General features: G+C 37.1%; 14 protein-coding genes. 2 read left to right on the plus strand and 12 right to left on the minus strand.

Annotation, left to right across the window (positions count from 1 at the left end):
- Positions 1-126: 126 nt before the first annotated feature.
- From BM183_RS13005 to BM183_RS13030, 6 genes are all read right to left on the minus strand, one after another.
- On the minus strand, positions 127-1608 hold the full coding sequence (locus tag BM183_RS13005) for an L-fucose/L-arabinose isomerase family protein (RefSeq protein ID WP_091687313.1): 1482 nt from the start codon (positions 1606-1608) through the stop codon (positions 127-129).
- Between the two features lie 154 nt (positions 1609-1762).
- Entirely contained in the window at positions 1763-3286 is a 1524-nt protein-coding gene (xylB, locus tag BM183_RS13010) for a xylulokinase (RefSeq protein ID WP_091687314.1), read from the minus strand.
- An 89-nt stretch (positions 3287-3375) separates the two neighbouring features.
- A complete protein-coding gene (locus BM183_RS13015) occupies positions 3376-4218 on the minus strand; it encodes an AraC family transcriptional regulator (protein WP_091687315.1) in 843 nt (280 codons plus the stop codon).
- A 555-nt stretch (positions 4219-4773) separates the two neighbouring features.
- On the minus strand, positions 4774-7986 hold the full coding sequence (gene ileS, locus BM183_RS13020; protein ID WP_091687316.1) for an isoleucine--tRNA ligase: 3213 nt from the start codon (positions 7984-7986) through the stop codon (positions 4774-4776).
- A 487-nt stretch (positions 7987-8473) separates the two neighbouring features.
- A complete protein-coding gene (locus BM183_RS13025) occupies positions 8474-9793 on the minus strand; it encodes a M15 family metallopeptidase (protein WP_207650150.1) in 1320 nt (439 codons plus the stop codon).
- A gap of 118 nt (positions 9794-9911) precedes the next feature.
- A complete protein-coding gene (locus BM183_RS13030; protein ID WP_091687317.1) occupies positions 9912-11372 on the minus strand; it encodes a nicotinate phosphoribosyltransferase in 1461 nt (486 codons plus the stop codon).
- A gap of 411 nt (positions 11373-11783) precedes the next feature.
- On the opposite strand from BM183_RS13030, the gene BM183_RS13035 reads away from it, so the two are divergent.
- Positions 11784-12512 (plus strand): lysophospholipid acyltransferase family protein, encoded by a 729-nt coding sequence (locus BM183_RS13035; protein ID WP_091687318.1) that lies wholly within the window; start codon positions 11784-11786, stop codon positions 12510-12512.
- A gap of 192 nt (positions 12513-12704) precedes the next feature.
- Complete coding sequence (locus BM183_RS13040; protein WP_091687319.1) at positions 12705-13157, plus strand: hypothetical protein; 453 nt, start codon at positions 12705-12707, stop codon at positions 13155-13157.
- A gap of 93 nt (positions 13158-13250) precedes the next feature.
- Here BM183_RS13040 and BM183_RS13045 read toward each other — a convergent pair whose 3' ends face one another.
- The 6 genes from BM183_RS13045 to BM183_RS13070 all read right to left on the minus strand — a co-directional run bounded on the left by BM183_RS13045 (position 13251) and on the right by BM183_RS13070 (position 19626).
- Positions 13251-13682: a YwiB family protein gene (locus BM183_RS13045; RefSeq protein WP_091687320.1), complete on the minus strand. Its 432-nt coding sequence runs from the start codon at positions 13680-13682 to the stop codon at positions 13251-13253.
- Between the two features lie 14 nt (positions 13683-13696).
- Positions 13697-14494, minus strand: a complete 798-nt coding sequence (gene murI / locus BM183_RS13050; protein ID WP_091687321.1) for a glutamate racemase — start codon at positions 14492-14494, stop codon at positions 13697-13699.
- On the minus strand, positions 14484-15569 hold the full coding sequence (locus BM183_RS13055) for a D-alanine--D-alanine ligase family protein (protein WP_091687322.1): 1086 nt from the start codon (positions 15567-15569) through the stop codon (positions 14484-14486). The genes murI and BM183_RS13055 overlap by 11 nt, the downstream gene beginning before the upstream one ends.
- A 371-nt stretch (positions 15570-15940) precedes the next feature.
- Positions 15941-17161: an MFS transporter gene (locus tag BM183_RS13060; protein WP_242960991.1), complete on the minus strand. Its 1221-nt coding sequence runs from the start codon at positions 17159-17161 to the stop codon at positions 15941-15943.
- Positions 17118-17999 (minus strand): PRD domain-containing protein, encoded by an 882-nt coding sequence (locus BM183_RS13065; RefSeq protein WP_091687323.1) that lies wholly within the window; start codon positions 17997-17999, stop codon positions 17118-17120. Before BM183_RS13065 ends, BM183_RS13060 begins: the two co-directional genes overlap by 44 nt.
- Before the next feature lie 211 nt (positions 18000-18210).
- On the minus strand, positions 18211-19626 hold the full coding sequence (locus BM183_RS13070; protein ID WP_091687324.1) for a glycoside hydrolase family 1 protein: 1416 nt from the start codon (positions 19624-19626) through the stop codon (positions 18211-18213).
- Positions 19627-19643: the final 17 nt, after the last annotated feature.

The following is a 19643-nucleotide window of genomic DNA, read 5'->3' on the forward strand; positions in this document are numbered from 1 at the left end:
CGGAAAGAAAGGGAGCTAACTATATGAATAGATTAGTTCCCTTAACCTTAGGAATTTCCCAGCATTTTTTTAATAAATTTTTCTTTATTATTATATCAAGACGGTGATCTAATAATAAATAATAACTTAAACAAATGGATTTTCAGATTTATATAACATGGACTTCGGTTGATTAAATCCCAAGTCTTCTACTCCAAGATATTTAAATACTTCAAATAATATTCTGCCAAAATGTCCAAATGCAACTGCTCCATGGTGGGGAAAATTCTTTTCAATTAATACATGCCTATAGAACCTTCCCATTTCCGGAATCGCAAATACACCAATGGAACCAAAGGATCTTGTAGCTACCGGTAGTACTTCACCTTCTGCAATATATGCAGCTAATTTCGTATCTGCTGTACTTTGTAAGCGGAAAAAGGTAATCTTACCTGGAATAATATCTCCCTCTAATGTACCTCTTGTAATGTTAGGTTCCTGATTCGGTTCCAATGCTCTTGCCATTATCTTTTGATTTTTCATTTCACAGAAGGAAAGTTTAGAGGAAGCTGTATTACCACAGTGGAATCCCATGAATGTATCCTTATGTGTATAATTATATTTGTCTTTAATTTGCTCATTATACATATCTGCAGGCACCGTGTTGTTAATATCTAATAAAGTAACTGCATCATTGCTTACAACCGTTCCAATATATTCACTTAATGCACCATAGATATCCACCTCACAAGATACCGGTATACCCATAGCTGTTAATCGGCTGTTTACATAACATGGAACGAAGCCAAATTGTGTTTGAAAGGAAGGCCAACATTTATTAGCAAATGTTACGAATTGTCTTGAGCCTTTATGTTGTTTGATCCAATCAAGTAATGTTAATTCATATTGAGCCAGTTTGGGTAAGATTCCAGGCATTTTATTACCGGCTCCAAGTTCAGCTTCCATATTCTTCACTACTTCAGGAATACGAGGGTCATCCTTGTGATCATTAAAGGCTGCATATAAGTCTAATTCAGAATTTTCTTCAATTTCAACACCTAAATTATATAATTGTTTAATGGGAGCATTACAAGCTAAGAAGTCCTGTGGCCGTGGTCCAAAAGAAATTATTTTTAGGTTGTTAAGACCTATAACTGACTTTGCAATGGGCACAAACTCTTCAATCATATTAGCAACTTCCTGGGCTGTTCCAACCGGATATTCGGGAATATATGCTTTGATATTACGTAAGTTTAAATTGTAACTGGCATTTAGCATACCACAATAAGCATCTCCCCTATCATCTAACAACTTATCTCCTGCCTCTTCCGCTGCTGCTGCAAACATAACTGGTCCCTTGAATTCTTTTGCTAATAATGTTTCTGAAGTTTCAGGTCCAAAGTTACCAAGAAAAACTACCAATGCGTTACATCCTGCTTTATTAATTTCATCAAGTGCCTTACCCATATGTAATTCATTTTCAACCACTGTGGGACATTCATATATGTCCAGTCCCTTTTTAACATATTCAGCCACAACTGCCCCTCTTCGATTAGCAGAAAGGCTCATAGGAAAACAATCTCTGCTAACGGCTACAATTCCTAATTTTACTACTGGTATATTATCCATATCTTTACCTCCATCATCCAGATATTATTGTTCATTCTATTACTGTTCCCACAATCATATAAAGTGGTCATTTAACCAATTCATCTATGGTACAGATTTTAACACTTCTTATTACAAGATGGAAAATAATCTGTCAGCGTCTGAATAAGTTAAGCTATATTTCATCTAATTGCTTAAAAGTGTCTTTTAAATCAAGATATAGTTTCTTATAAATTTCATATAGTTGCTCATATTTCTCTGCATTTTCCTTAATTAGAATATTACTCTTATCTTCCTCTATTAACAAATCACATGCTTTTTCAACACTTTCAAACATACCGGTTCCAACACCTGCAAGTATGGCCGCTCCAAGTGCCGGCCCTTCTTCTTGTTTTACAGTCTTCACTCTGCACTGATACATATCCGCCAGCATTTGTCTCCAGACTGAGCTTTTACCGCCACCACCGCATGCCATCATTTCTTCCACATAAATTCCCATTTCCTGAAGAATATGGTTACAGTCATTTAATGAGAAAGATACACCTTCCATTATTGAACGTATCATATCTGGTTTTGTATGGATTGCGGAAAGACCAAAAAAAACACCTCTGCAATTGGGATCTAAGTGTGGAGTCCTCTCGCCCATTAAGTATGGAAGGTATATTAATTTATCCCCTCCAATTTTTGTATCCGTAACATATTTATCTAATAGATCATAAATACCCATACCTTGCTTTTCTGCTTCCCATATATAATCCTGGCAGAAATTATCTTTAAACCATTTTAATGATAAACCAGCAGCCTGAGTAACCCCCATAACATGCCAAGCACCTGGAACAGCACTACAACAAGTATGAACTCTTCCCTTGGGGTCTATGGTTAACTTACTGCTATGAGCATAAACAACACCGGATGTACCAATTGTAGTAAAGGCAGTGCCATCTCTTACGATACCTGTACCAACAGCAGCTGCAGCATTGTCACCCCCACCGCCTACTACTGCGGTTTCTTTTGTAAGGCCAGTTATTTCTGCCACTTGGGGTAATATATAGCCTGTTATCTCATAAGATTCATACACTTTTCCAAGTAAAGCTTTATCAATATTAAGTTTTTGTAAAACTTCATCGGACCAGCAACGGTTTGGAACATCTAAAAGCTGCATTCCGCTTGCATCAGATACCTCTGTTGCAAATTCACCGGTTAATACATATCTGATATAATCTTTCGGCAATAAAATATGTTTACATTTTTTATAATTATCAGGTTCATTTTTCTTTATCCAAAGTATTTTTGCAGCAGTCCAGCCAGTCAGGGCAGGATTTGCGGTAATTTCAATTAAACGTTCTCTTCCAATAATACGATTCAAATCCTCCACTTCTGCTCCGGTCCTCTGGTCACACCAAATAATAGAAGGACGAATTACCTCACCATTTTTATCAAGCATTACAAGTCCGTGCATTTGACCAGATAAGCCAATACCCTTAATCCTTTCCGCTTTTACTCCTGATATACGTATAACTTTTTTTAATGTTTCAAGAGTGGCATCCTTCCAATCTTCGGGATTTTGTTCTGCCCAACCATTCTTTGGCTGATATAGAGGATATTCTTTTGACTCAAATGCAATCACAGATCCCTTTTCATCAAAAAGAACTGTTTTCGTAGCTGATGTTCCCACATCAATGCCAATTAAATAGTTCATATTTTGCCTCCTTATTATCAACTCACTGTATAAGGTTCATTATATAATACTATTAATTGTATTTCGTCCTTAAACTTATCATATCAATGTCACTTTCTTGTTATTTCTTTTAACTTTAATTTTTTTCGGTATTCACTTGGAGGATATCCGTATCTTTTCTTAAACTCTTTAGAAAAAGCCTTGCTATTTGGAAAACCATGATTCATTGCAATATCACTGATATACAAATCCGTATTTACTAACTCCCGATACCCATATTCAACACGAATGTTTTGTAGATAGGCTTTATAATTCACTTTCCCGTATATCTTAAATAATTTTGATAAATATGTAGGTGAAAAGCCAAATGTCTCGGCAACACTTTCCAAGGAAATTTCCTGATTATAATTCTCTTTAATATATTCTGTTATTTTTGATAACCGATTTAAGTTTTTATTCTGTCTTAAAACTTCTTTATCTAAGTTATTTTCTTTATATCCAGTAATCAAAATATGCAGAAGTTCATAGAAATGGCTTTTTACAATTAACTCATAACCGTATTTTTTTTCCTCGTATATTCTCCACATTTTAGAGATAAGATCCACAATTTTATTATCCTGTTTTGGATTGCTTCTCCTAAAACCAATATATTGGTCTTCCTCCCAATATGCTTCAAAAGTCTTAATTGGAATCTGTAAGACAATTGTAATATTGGGGTTCGGAACTACAACAGAATGGATTTCATTAGAATTAACCAATGTAAACTGATTCTTTTCTAATGGAAAAAATGTAGCATTAATATAAAAATCAATTTTTCCTTCCAGAACTAAAAATATTTCTATCGACCTGTGCCAATGTTTTATTACTTTATAATTACCTTTGTATCCTTCAAAAAGAAACATACGAAAAGGTAAATCCTCATTGGGCAGCACGATCTCATGTTTAAAATCCATCTCTATCTCACCTGCCTGTCATAATTTTCAATTCAATCTATCTACAATTCATTCTATCATAATAATAATATCCACACAATTATTACTGATTCTATCGCTCTTAGTTGAACGAAACTCAATACATCTCAATTTTTATCCCAAAAAATATAGGTATCTGCTGCTATTTTACATGTAGATATTATCCATACTGTTGTCTTGTATAAATTCTGCTACATGACTTGATTGCATAATTAATAAGCTTAAGAATGTTATTAATCCTTTTAAACATTCTTAAACTCCATGTATAACAAAATATTTAATTCTGATGTATTATGAATATATATTAGATTATTTGAGGAATTTGTTTTTTGAACAGTAGAATTTTAAGATTTATTTTCCCATGGAATTGTATCTGGGTGCTAAGCTGTAATTGAATAGAGAATATGTAAAATGACAAAGCTGTTCCTAATTCTTCTGAGGATAAATCCAGCAAAGCTGAATTTATCCAGCTCTACTGAATTTATTTTTATACTCAGAATTTAAAAAGAAATATTTATATCTACATATTGTAAGAAGTTATTGTATTTTTTCCACTCCAAGGGTTACATCCTCACCGTTTAGGTTCCATTCTTTTGTATACCCTTTCACATTATCAAAGACCATATCATCAGCCATTACTTCTGATTTGATTTCTTCTGCATTTTTCTCCATAATATCTTTAACCTTATCATTTCCAGCATGAGATACTACGATGTGGTCCATAACTTCGAAACCGGCATCTTTTCTCATAGTCTGAATCTTACTGATAATTTCTCTTACAAAGCCTTCTTCAATAAGTTCAGGAGTCAGTTTGGTATCTAAAACTACAGTAACACCATTATAGGAATCAGATATAAAGCCGTCCATCTGGGCAGTTTCAATTAGTAAATCCTCTTTCTCCAGGAACGCTTCATTTCCTTCTAATAGTACTTTAAGTCCTCCGGTAGCATTAATTTCATCCATGGCTTTATTACCGTCTAATTCTGAAAGGATTTGTTTAATTTGTCCGATATGCTTACCGAATTTAGGCCCTAAAGTCTTTAACTGTGGTTTGAAACTGTAGGAAGTGAAATTTCTTACATCATCGGTAAAGGTTACTTTTTTTACGTTTAATTCATCTTCAATGATTTCGGTAAAGAATGAAGGTAAGCCTTTTACGCTGTTTCCTGCTTCATCGGTGTAAGCAAAATCGGATTTTACATACATATTTCCAATTGGCTGTCTGTTCTTAATGTTAGCAGCATTTCTACAGGAACGTCCAAGCACAACAATTTCAAGAAGTTCTTCCATGTTCTTTTCAAGTTCTTTATCAATGTAAGCTTCGTTACAGGTTGGATATAAACATAAATGAATGCTTTCCGGTGCAGTCTTATCCAGATTTAAAACTAAGTTGCGGTAAATGTCCTCTGTCATAAAAGGAATATAAGGTGCTGACACTTTTGCCAATGTAACAAGAGAAGTGTAAAGAGTCATATAAGCATTGATCTTATCCTGTTCCATTCCCTTTGCCCAGAAGCGTTCTCTGCTTCGTCTTACGTACCAGTTACTTAATTCATCTGCAAAATTGTCAAGCACTCTGGCACCCTCTGTGATTCTATAATTTTCAAGGTGTTCATCCACTGTCTTAACTACGGTATTTAACTTAGATAACAGCCATTTATCCATAACAGATAGTTTATGGTAATCTAAAGTATATTTAGTAGGATCAAATTCATCTATGTTGGCATAAAGCACATAGAAGGCATAAGTGTTCCAGAAGGTTCCCATGAACTTTCTCTGGCCTTCTGTTACGGCACCACCGTAGAAACGGTTTGGAAGCCATAATGCACTGTTAATGGAGAAATACCAGCGAATAGCGTCAGCGCCGTATTCTGCCAATGCATCAAATGGATCTACCGCATTTCCTTTGGACTTAGACATCTTTTGTCCGTTCTCATCCTGAACGTGTCCAAGAACGATTACGTTCTTAAAGGAAGACTTATTAAAGATTAAAGTAGAGATTGCCAGTAAGGAGTAGAACCATCCTCTTGTCTGGTCAACTGCTTCACTAATAAAGTCTGCCGGGAAATTGGCATCAAATAATTCTTTGTTTTCAAATGGATAATGCCACTGTGCAAATGGCATGGAACCGGAGTCAAACCAACAGTCAATAACCGGTTTTACTCTGTGCATTTCCTTACCGCACTCCGGACATTTGATGGTAACAGCATCAATAAATGGTCTGTGTAATTCAACATTATCAGGGCAGTTATCGGACATGGATTTTAATTCGGCTATGCTTCCGATTGCATGTCTGTGTCCGTCTTCACATTCCCAGATATTTAGAGGCGTACCCCAATAACGGTCACGGCTGATGCCCCAATCCTGTACATTCTTAATCCAGTCCCCAAAACGTCCTTTACCGATGTTGTCCGGCATCCAGTTAATAGTATTATTATTGGCAATTAAGTCATCTTTTACTGCTGTCATCTTAATGAACCAGGAATCCCTTGCATAATAGATTAATGGCGTATCACATCTCCAGCAGAATGGATAACTATGTTCAAATTTCAGAACTTTAAATAACAAGCCTTTTTCTTTTAAATTTCTCATGATACCTTCATCGGCTTTTTTGCAGAACATTCCTGCAAAATCAGTTACTTCCGGTTTAAATTCACCTTTTGCATCTACCAATTGTACAAATGGCAGGTCGTATCTGTTACCAACATTGGCATCGTCTTGACCAAAAGCAGGTGCAATATGAACTACACCGGTACCATCTGTTAAAGTTACATAAGTATCACAAGTTACATAATAAGCCTTTTTATCCGGTGTTACATAATCAAATAATGGCTCATATTCTTTATATTCCAAGTCAGTTCCTACATAAGATTCGATTATGGTATAATCGCCTTCAATTACGGAAAGAAGAGCTTTAGCCAGAATATATTTTTCAGTCTTTACAGGTACTTTGTCTTCTTCTTTGCTATCTGCTTTTATGATATCGCCTTTGCTGTTTAAGTTTACTTCCACTTTTACGTAGGTTTCATTTGGATTTACACAAAGTGCTACGTTGGAAGGAAGTGTCCAGGGAGTCGTTGTCCAAGCTAAAATATACTCATTATCTGCTCCCTTTACTTTAAATTTAGCAATTGCTGATTTTTCTTTAACATCTTTATAACCTTGGGCCACTTCGTGACTGGATAAAGGTGTTCCGCACCTTGGGCAGTAAGGTACAATCTTAAAGCCTTTGTACAATAATCCTTTTTCCCAGATTTGTTTCAAAGCCCACCACTCGGACTCAATAAAGTCATTTTCATAAGTTACATAAGGATCCTCCATATCCGCCCAGTAACCTACTGTGCCGGAGAAGTCTTCCCACATGCCTTTGTATTTCCATACGCTTTCCTTACATTCATGAATAAATGGTGCTAAACCATATGCTTCAATCTGTTCTTTTCCGTCTAAGCCTAATTTTTTCTCCACTTCCAGTTCAACAGGAAGTCCATGGGTATCCCAGCCTGCTTTACGCAGCACGTTATAACCTTTCATGGTTCTATATCTGGGGATAATGTCCTTAACAACTCTTGTTAATACATGACCGATATGAGGCTTACCATTGGCGGTGGGGGGTCCGTCATAAAAGGTATAATTCTTACCTTTCTTTCTTTCTTCTACTGTTTTCTTAAAAATATCATTATCTTTCCAAAACTTTAAAACATCTTTCTCACGTTCAACAAAGTTTAAATTGGTTGATACTTTATTGTACATTTAATTTCCTCCTTTTATAATACAATCCCCTAATACATTAATGTTAATACATTAGGGGCTAATATAATCCTTAACACAGCAGCTGCAACAATACCTTTACTGCTAATAAAAAAGCTCTCATCCATAAACAGGATGAGAGCATGTTTGCTTCATTATACCACCTATTTACATACGTACTTTGTGGTTTAACCAGCTCCTATATACATAATAGTCTGCTGTAAGTTTTGACCACTTTAAGTCATAATATGCTTCCATATAACGGTGGACACCGGCTCAGCTTACTTATCCCAAAACTTTCAGCCTGCAACTTAGGAGTGATTTTCAGAATCTGCTACTTGTGTTAGACTTTCACCCTCTCTAACTCGCTTTACCTTTTGCTAAAGATTCCTACTCTCTCCATCATAGTTTTTGTGATTTTCAATTTGTATTGTGTTTATGATAGTATAGAAATTTCTAATTGTCAATGACATTTTTAAACAATTAAATTTTATTCTCCCGTTATGGGAGTTACTGTAGATTCCGGTATCTCATTGGTATTGGAATCTGCCGGAAAATCAGTTTCTCCTTCTGTACCGCCATTTGGATCCGGGGTTGGTGTGGGAGTTGTATTCTGACCGTCTTCCGGTTCCTGGCCGGCATTTGGATCTTTATTTTCTTCTTCCTTGCCGGTATTCTCATTGCCTTTATTAGGATCTTTGGAACCGTCTTTTATATCCTCTTTGCCGGTATTATCTCCATTCGTTTTATCTTTATCCGGTTTGCCTTTATTTTTATCCGGCTTTGAACCCTCTTCTTTATCGTCCTTTTTCTTATCTTTATCTTCAGAAGCTTCCTCATCTTCTTTATCTTTCCCGTCTTCCTTTTCAGGAGCTACAGGAGGAGTTGGAGTTACTTTAGGCTTATTCTTTACATCATCTAAATCGATTCCGTAGTCTACCAGGTTGTCGTAGCTAATAGAGTCCGAATAATCGAAAGAAGGTTCAAAGCCATAATATTCTTCTAAAGTTAAATCATTTTTATAAAGGAATGTTGCTAAATCTTTACCTACATATCGAATATGCCAGGGTTCATATGAATATCCGGTAATTTTGGATTTCCCCTCCGGAAAACGTATTATGTAACCATAATGGTGGGCATTTTCCGCCAACCATTTTCCTTCTGCCGTTTCTGCAAAGGAACTGTCTAATCGGTAGTTTACCGATTTTGAAGAAACGTCTATGGATAAACCGGTCTGATGTTCACTATAGCCTGGAACAGCAGAATATTTAGAGGTATGTTCCATTCCTTTTGTCCGCACATTATTTGTAAATATCTCATATTGTCTTTGGTAAGAGCGGTAGCCGGATACACCACAAAGGATAATATCTTCTTTAGCTGCACCCTCAAATAACTCTTCCAATGCTTTCCCAGCCTCAGACCTCATTTGCTTTTTTTCATCAAAATGGTTGAAATTAAAATACACATTGGGAACTACAAGATCTTCCGGAATATATTCCTCAGGAAGGCGCAGTTCTTTGTTTACAAGAGCTGTAATACTGCTTGGTGTGGTGTCTAATTTAGCCGGTACGGTAAAAATCACATCTTCTGATTTCCCCAAGTCCCTTCCCTCCGATTTATGGGCATTTATATAATCATATCCCGATTTAGAATCCGGATCTTCATCATCAAAATAATGTTCATATGCAAAGGTTGCTTCACTGGCCTGTGAAAGAAATGCAATTGATGCATAGGATAAGGTAATTATAATAGCAATAGGAGCACCCACGATTACCACTTTTCTCATTAGTCTTTTTCTTCTTCTCTTCATAGTTGCACCTCAAATAATCATTCATCTAACAACATGTGGCTGCTTTTTTAAATACATTATACCACAAATAGTCTAAAAATCCACATTAATGTAAAAAATAGTACATAGTATTTACTGGTTAAATATGCCCATTACCGTTATTAATACTGTTTAACAACTGATGCTTCATTTGATAAAGGTCAATGGACAAATCTACATAAACATTGTGAGGATTCACCAAACGTCTTGTTTCATCCCATAAAGTATCCAATTCTTTTTGACAGTAAGCTCTGATATCCATAACTGACGGAGAGGTATACACACATTCTCCTTTTACAAATATAGGAACCAACAATTCTCTTAATGTATAAGAACCACCCTTAAGATTGGTTTTCTTCCAGGTAGCAATAGGATCAAAAAGTTTTAAGGTTTCATCTTCTGAATATTTTTCAACTGTTAATGCAATAAGATCCGCTTTTACCTTGCCGCTCTCTTTTTCATAAACACGATATATGGTTTTATCTCCCGGATTGGTAATCTTCCATGGATTTTCTGATAACTTGATTTTAGGAATGAATTTCCCATTCTTCTCTATAGCCGCTAATTTATAAACACCGCCGAAAGCCGGGCAGTCCTTTGAGGTAATCAGATTGGTACCAACGCCCCAGGAGTCTATTGCCGCACCTTGGGTTTTTAAAGAGTCGATCAGATACTCATCCAGGTCACTGGAGGCTACAATAGAAGCATCGGTAAATCCTGCTTCGTCCAGCATCTTTCTTGCCCGTTTGGAAAGGTAAGCCAGGTCACCGCTGTCCAGACGGATTCCATATGTCTTTGGCATCTTACCTGCCTCTTTTAATTCCCTGAACACTTTAATTGCATTAGGCACACCGGAACGAAGGGTGTCATAAGTATCCACCAAAAGTGTTGCATTACTTGGATAAAGTTCTGCATATATACGGAAAGCGGTTAATTCGTCTTCAAAGCTCATGATCCAGCTATGAGCATGGGTTCCAAGGGCCGGAACATTAAAATATTTAGCACATAATACATTGCTGGTACCAATACAGCCGCCAATCACTGCTGCTCTTGCTCCTAGCGTACCTGCATCCGGTCCTTGGGCACGTCTAAGACCGAATTCCATAACGCCATCACCTTGTGCGGCATAGCACACACGGGAAGCTTTTGTAGCAATCAAACTTTGATGGTTAATAATATTTAGTACCGCAGTTTCAATTAACTGAGCCTCAATAATAGGAGCCACAACCTTAACTAAAGGTTCCATCGGGAAAATAACTGTGCCTTCGGGAATTGCATAAATATCTCCCGTAAAATGAAAGTCAGTTAAATAACTCAGAAAATCTTCATCAAATATCTTAAGACTTCTCAGATAAGCTATGTCTTCTTCACCAAAATGAAGATTCTTTATATATTCAATAACCTGTTCCAAACCGGCGCAGATGGCATAACCGCTGTCTGATGGATTGGTTCGGTAGAAAACATCAAAAATAACTCTTTCGTTGGTATTGTTTTTAAAATACCCCTGCATCATTGTTAATTCATAAAAATCAGTTAATAAAGTTAAGTTTTCTTTTCCCATGTTATTACTCCTTTGATTCGGACTCTCAGTCTTGTGACTTTCTCATTAGCTTATTGTATTGCGCCTTTCTCATTCCGTTTTTATTATATCATGAACATAAAGCGTTCATGATCTTGGCACTCCACTGGGATAATGCAAGCAAGCTTGCCATTTTCCTCATTCCGTTTTTATTATATCATGAACAAAAGCATGTTCATGATCTTGGCACTCCACTCGGATAATGCAAGCAAGCTTGCCATTTTCCTCATTCCGTTTTTATTATATCATATAAATTCAAATGTACAACCAATTCGAAAAATTTATAGAGATTTTTTCTCCTTATTGTGGTATAATATTTAATGCATTTTATAGGCAATTGGCTTTCAGTCTTTCCGGAATAATAAAAGACTGGCAAATGGAAAGGAAACCAATATGAGAACCATTATTATATTTTTATTTATTCTTTTATTTTTCATAGTTAGTATACCTTTATTTTTCATTGAATATGTCATTGGAAAAATTAATCCACATCTTAAGGTAAAATCCTCCCAGGCAATTGTGGTTACCATATTAAAGGGCATTTTAGTTTTAGGCGGTGTTAAAAAAACAGTAATCGGTCTTGAAAATATTCCAAAAGATGAAGCCGTTTTATATGTATCAAATCACCGCAGTTTTTTTGATATTGTAGTAGCTTATGCCACCGTTCCTACCCTTACCGGTTTTGTTGCTAAAAAAGAAATAGGAAAAGTTCCTTTTCTCCGTACCTGGATGCGATACCTGAATTGTTTGTTTTTAGATAGAGATAATATTCGTGAAGGCTTAAAAACTATTTTAGAAGGTGTAGAATTAGTTAAAAAAGGATATTCCATATATATTTCACCGGAGGGCACCAGAAATCACGAAAAAGAAATGCTTCCTTTTAAAGAAGGCAGTTTAAAAATAGCCGAAAAATCCGGCTGCCCCATCATACCGGTATCTTTAAGCAATACCGACGAAGTATTTGAAAATCATTTTCCTTGGGTAAGAAAAACTCATGTTGTCATTGAATACGGTAAACCGATTTATCCGAAAGAATTAACTAAGGAACAGCAGAAACGTTTGGGTGCATATGTTCAAAATGTAATTAGAGATACCTTATTAAAAAATGAATCTCTTGTATAAGTAAAGCAGTTCCTATTAAGACGCCCTAAGGGCCATTGATGTTTGGATGCTTAAGATCTGTATAAGAAAGTCTAAAAAAGACAATTATAAAAATACAATTTTAATGACAATTACAACCTTTCAAGGCTTGATTGTTTTTTTGAATAATGGTACAATATTACCACTGTAATACGGAGGGAAGGAGGTACATACATGAAAACCGGGACAATAATATTTTTAATAATTTTGGCTGTTATTGTAGCAATTTTAGTTGGTTTATATATTTTCGGCTCAAGGCTGCAAAAGAAAAATGAAAAAGCGCAAGCTGATATGAGAGCAGGTGCCCAAACCGTCTCCATTTTAGTAATAGATAAAAAACGTATGAAATTAAAGGAAGCTGGACTTCCAAAGATTGTAATGGATCAGACACCAAAATATTTACGTGGTTCCAAAGCTCCTATTGTCAAAGCAAAAATTGGTCCAAAGATTATGACATTAATGTGCGACGACAAAGTCTTTGATTTAATTCCAGTAAAAAAAGAAGTAAAGGCCGTTATGAATGGTATTTATATTATGGATGTTAAAGGATTACGTTCTAATCTGGATGCAAAGCCAGTAAAACAAGGCTTCTTTAAGCGATTAAAAAATAAGGTAACAAATAAATAAAATGAACTCCCAACAGATTTATGCTTATGCATTGTTCTATTGGGAGTTTTTTAATTCAATATTTATGTTATAATCTATAGCTGGATTGAATTCTTATTTTCCAGTTCCCCGGGAAGTAATTTTTACTTGAATCTCGCAATCGGATACATGAGAATAATTAATGTCCAGTTCATATTGGATATTTACCAGAATCTGATTCTTTTCCTCCGTTACTTTAATAGAAGTAGTATTAATACCAATTTGCAAATCGCCAAAAGGAGTACTGTAATAAGTTAAATTCTTTCTATTAACTTCAAATATCATATGGACATTGTTGGCACCCTTTTTTTGAATGCTAACCTGCTCATGGGATATTTTGAGAGTACAATTGGTGATACCCTCCATTTCTTCCAATATTTCATCGTATAGTATATAATGCTTTCCGTTGCGGTTATAATATTCACCGGCAGAAATTATTTCTACAGCTTCCTCTTTATCTATTTCAAATTGAAGTCCCGATATAGATACCAAAACATCTTTCTTCATTGAGCAGCTCCTATCTATACACTTACATCTTTTGTTTCTACTACTTCGCAAGGCAAAATAGTATTTGCAAACTTTTTAAATTTCTCCGCACCATCACTAACAAAGAATTGGTGCTCTCCCGCCGGTGTATTGCTTTCCAATCCTTTACTTTCTAATACTTTCTTTAAACTTCTTGCAGTTTCATAAGCAGGATTTACTAACTTTACCTTGTCACCTACTACGGATGCAATTACATGGCGAATCAGCGGATAATGAGTACACCCAAGAACTAAGGTGTCAATATCCGAATCCTTTAATTCTGCCATATATCTTTTTGCTATTTCTTCAGTAATAGGGTCATTAATCCAGCCCTCTTCCACTAGTGGAACGAAAAGAGGACAGGCCTTACCATATACCTTTACATCAGGATTTGTCTCACATAAAAGTTGATTGTAAATACCGCTGTTAATAGTACCTTCGGTACCTATGATCCCGATATTACCATTCTTAGATGTTTCAGCTGCCACTTTCGCACCTGGCCCTACCACACCGATAACAGGTATGGGAACCTCTTTTGCTACTACTTCCAGGGCCAAAGCACTGGCAGTATTACATGCAATAACAATTGCCTTTACCTTTTTGGTCATTAAGAACTTAATGATTTGTCTGGAATAGGTTATTATGGTTTCTTTAGATTTACTTCCATAGGGTACTCTAGCTGTGTCACCAAAATAAATAATTGTTTCATTTGGAGCCTGCCTTAAAATTTCACGGGCTACAGTAAGTCCGCCAACTCCTGAATCAAAGACTCCAATAGGAGCACTACTGGCCATTTCTGTCTCCTCCTGTTTCCTCTGCTCTGGCTAAAGCTAATTGTATTAATTTCTCCACTAACTGTGGTTTACCAATACCTTTAGCTTCCCATAGCATAGGATACATACTAATTGAAGTAAATCCCGGTAACGTATTGATCTCATTAAATACAACTTCTCCCGTTTCTGACTCCACAAAAAAATCCACTCTGGATAAGCCGTATCCGTCAACTGCTTTAAAGATACGAACAGCAGCCTCACGAATAACTTCTGTTGCATTACCTGGAAGATCAGGCCCTATAATGGTTTTTGAATCGTTGTTATTATATTTTGCATCATAATCGTAGAAATCAGCTGCGGCAATAATTTCTCCAACACCGGAGGCTCTCGGTTCATTTCCCCCCAAAACGGCACATTCCAATTCACGTCCCACAATGCCCTCTTCCACTAATATCTTTCTATCATGTTCTACTGCTAAATATAAGCCTTTTATCAGTTCTTCTTTGTTTTTCGCCTTAGAAATTCCACGAGATGAACCAGCATTGGAAGGTTTAATAAACACAGGGTATTTTAATGTATTCTCTACTTTTTCAACAACCCGCTCTATTTGAGCCAAATCTTTTTTATACACCGGCACATATTTTGCCTGTCTTATTCCTAAAGTATCCACAACAGTCTTGGTATATAATTTATCCATGGAAACCGCAGAAGATAATACACCACATCCTACATAAGGAATCTTTGCTAATTCAAGGAGACCTTGTACGGTTCCATCTTCACCATACATTCCATGAAGAGCAGGGAATACCACATCCACCTTTTCCGGAGTAACCTTGTTTCCTTCTATGAATAATACGGATTTTTGAGTAGCATCCGGAGAAATAATTGCATTTACTTTGCTTTTTACCCATTCACCGGACTTAATATCTTCTACGGAAGATACTTTTACCCATTTCCCTTCCTTTGTAATACCAATTATAATTACATTATATAAATCATGATTCATATTTGAAATAATAGTCGTTGCTGAGACACAGGAAACTTCATGCTCTGAAGATTGGCCTCCAAACAATACTGCTACCGTTTTCTTACTCATAAAATAACATCCTTTCTTTATGGATAAATCTCACATTTATCTATAATCAAATCCTTCGATACCATTTCTGATTTCATTTATATAAAGCTTTCTTCACAATATATAAACCATTATACGATTTTATTCTTTATTCATTGTACTATTTATTCTTAAAACAATCAATATGTTTTGAATAAGTAGGACGGCGTAAATTAACTGTAGGAAATAAATAGGTGGAGTTCACCAAAGATGAGTTAATCAGAATTTGATTTTATTTTTTACAAATAGGACCCTTAAACAATGCCTGGCAAAAACTGCCCGTATCCACTTGCATAAGCGGACCGGGCAGTTTTTGCACTGGAAGTTTCTGTATTTATAATACTATTTACAGGTCAGACTTTATCCTTTACTTTATAAAATATGTAAACGAAAATACTCCCGGTAAAAGCTATCCCTGCAAGGACAAAATATCCTGCCTGCATACTGTATTTTGCCACCACATTTCCCGTAATGACAGGGAATAAGGTCATACCGACTGCATAAACTGCCTGGAAGAATCCCATCGCCGTGGATTTCTTTTCTTTGGGGACTTCTTTCATAGCCTCCGAAGCAGTATAGGAAAAAAGAATACCGGTGGACATACCGGGCAGAATCTGTAACATAAATATAATCCCAATGGAATTTACCGTTGGAACCAGTAAGCAATAAATTGCCGTAATGATAAATACTGCCGGGATCCAAAATCTTGGCCCTCTCTTTGCACAAAGCCGGGAAGAAGCAAAGCCTGCAAAACCTACCGCACAGATCATATACACAATGGAAGCCAGTCCCACCAATGCTGCAGATGCCCCCAGGTCCTTCAGGATCTGAGTGGTAAATGACATAGTGGTTGACAGTTGTATTCCCTGCTGTATAAGGGCCGCCAGGGCAAATATCCAAATACGCGTTCCCCCGCAAGCCTTTATTAATTCCTTCACCGGAATCTTCTCCCGCCTCTCCGGCGTTTCCTTTAAGGTAAGCCCAAACAGAAAGGCAAGGAACCCTCCTGCAAGGCTGAGGCTGCATATGGTTTTCATCCCTGCTTTATCATAAAGCAGGGTACTTGTAATAAATCCAAGGAGCATACCTAAATTGTTAAAAAATATAATACGGCTGGTTGCCTTCTGCTGTTCTTTTACCGAAAAGCCATTGGTATAAAAAACCATAAAGGAAATCCACATGGAGGAAGCCAGGCCCGACAGTAAGTTAGCTATTAAAAATCCTAAGCCTCCCGGCAGTAAAACCCGGAAAAGGGAGGCTGCTCCCGAAGCCAGGCCGCCGATGACAATAAAATATTTATGCCGCCCTGCCAGGTCTGCCATCAGCCCCAGGGGAAAGCGGAGGATTAACTGGGATATACCGTATGCACCTACAATGACTCCTATGAAACTTCCCGTAACTCCCTGTGCGGTTAAAAACATGGTCTGGTATGGAATATAAATATATTGTGCAAACCAGAATAAAGTAACTGTAATTAAAAATATGATTTCCTGATTCCTTGGCATTCCCTTCTTATTCTGAAGTAAATTCTCATTCTTGTGAAACTGGTCCATCTTCACTGCCTCTTTTTCCATAATGTTCTCCCAACACCCGGTGGATATGAATGGTAAGGTATAATTCTTCCGGCGCCGTCAGGGTACTCCCGAACTTTTCTTTAATGTATTTGCCTATTTTCTTTACGCAGGCGTATTCCTTCCCGCAATTTAACACGATCTGATCATACAGAAAATCATTCTGTTCCTCAGGCAGCTGGCAATGGGTAAGCAGCCTTTGTACAAACAATCTTAAATGGGTAATAAATCTGGAATAGGCGGTGCTTTCTTCATTATAATTAATTTTAAAGTTATATTTCACAATATCCAGAATATCCTTTACCGTTTCGATAATAATCCGGTTATTTGCATTATATGGATTGTTATGCTGTGCATTGATAAAATGAAATGCAATATTGCCTGCTTCATCCACGGGTAAGTCTAGTCCCAGTTTTTCTTTGATAAGACCCAGGGCAAAAATACCCACCTGGTATTCGTTGGGACTGAATTTTTTCATCTCGGAAATATAGAAATTTTCCAGGACAATACCTTTTTCCACCCGTTTTACCACAAAGGACAGATGGTCGGTCAAAGACAGATAGATATGTTCCATCAGCTCCATATGATAATTGTCAACCGCATAATCAATTACCGTTTTAGCCAGTTCAAAAAACCTGCTGTCTATTTCGGATGCCAGACGGATAATACTTTTGGATATATCCCGGTCTTTCATGACAAATACCTTTTCGACTTCCTCTTTCCGCAGCTGGTGGCCAATTGCTTTATTAAACCCTATTCCTTTGCCCATGAGGATAATCTCATGGCCGTTATCATCCAGGGCAAGTATCAATGAATTATTCAATACCTTTATGACTCGCATTTCCACACCCCATGCTTCTTATTCTGAAAACCCTTTATCATCTTCTCCTGTTGTATTTTACAATTGCGTACAAATTGCCGTTGCTGCTTTTTTAATTGCATGCCCCAGGCAGCCGCACTGTCTAAATCAGGAGTTAAAACATAGAAATATGATAATAAAGCTCACCATAGCTATATTATCATATTTCCAAAGAAACTGATTACAGTTTCTTTTATATACTTTCCCCATTTGTTTCGATTACCTCTTTATACCAATAGAAACTATCTTTCCTGATACGTTCCAATTGCTTCAGGTCATGATCATCCCTATCCACATAAATAAATCCGTAACGCTTTTTAAAGCCCTGGTGGGAACTTAACAGATCCATAACGGACCATGGGGAATAGCCAAACAGTTCTACACCGTCCTCTATGGCCAGGGCACAGGCTTTAATGTGGTCACGGAGATAGGCAATACGGTAGTCGTCATGTACTTTTTTATCTTCCGTCAGTATATCCCCGGTGCCCAAACCGTTTTCCGTAATAATTAACGGCAGTCTGTAGCGCTGGTAATATTCATTTAAAACAATACGGAGACCCATGGGATCAATCTGTGCACCGTACTCACTGGCAAGGAGATTGATGTTTTTTTCATCCCGGAAATACCCATACTGGTCAAAATCCACTTCGTTGGTCCTGCATACACGGCTGCCTTCGGGGTGCTCTTCATCCACAGGCAGATATCTGGCGCACAGGGTCCTGTAGTAGTTCAGTGCAATATAATCCATTTTTGCACTTTTTAAGAGTTCCTTATCCCCTTCTTCCATGACAGGGACGATATTTCTAAGTTTTAAATAACGCATGTAATATCCCGGATATTCCCCGGTAAAATGGATATCCAGGCAGTAATTTGTCTTAAACCAGTCATTCATCTTGGCTGCCCATACATCCTCCGGTTTGTTGCTGTAGGGATAGGTGCAGGTAGAAGAAACCGCCGGACCTATTTTACCGTCCTTCACCAGGCTGTGGCAGGCATTCACTGCCAGGGCATGTGCCAGAAACATGTGGTAATCCATTTGTGCCCTCATTCTATCGGCTTCCCAGGCATCATCCACATAAATATTCATACGTTCATCCACACGCACCATTAAATTCTGCTCATTATGGACCTGCCAGTATTTTACCCTGTCGCCGTAAGCTTCAAAACAGATTTTGGCATAACGTTCAAAGGCATAGACGCACTCCCTGGACTCCCAGCCATTGTATTTTTCTACCAGGGCATAGGGCAGGTCAAAGTGATATAAAGTGATAAAAGGCATAATGTCGTTTTCCAGGAGGCAGTCAATGACCTGATTATAGAACTCTACCCCTTTTAAATTGACTTCCCCGTCCCCGTCGGGAATAATCCTGGCCCAGGCTATGGAAAACCGGTAAATTTTAAGACCCAGTTCTTTCATAAGCAGAATATCTTCCCTCCAATTATGGTAGAAATCACTGGCTACCTTGCTGTCTGCCTGGATATGGGAACGTTTGAAGGAATTAAAGTCCGCCACCGTTTTCCCTTTGCCGTCTTCCTCCCAGCCCCCTTCAATCTGGAAAGCGGAAGAAGAAGCCCCCCATAAAAAATTCTCCGGAAATTGTTTCTCCATATATAAAACTCCTTTCT

The sequence above is a fragment of the Anaerocolumna aminovalerica genome (genome assembly GCF_900115365.1).
Taxonomy (GTDB): Bacteria; Bacillota; Clostridia; order Lachnospirales; family Lachnospiraceae; genus Anaerocolumna; species Anaerocolumna aminovalerica.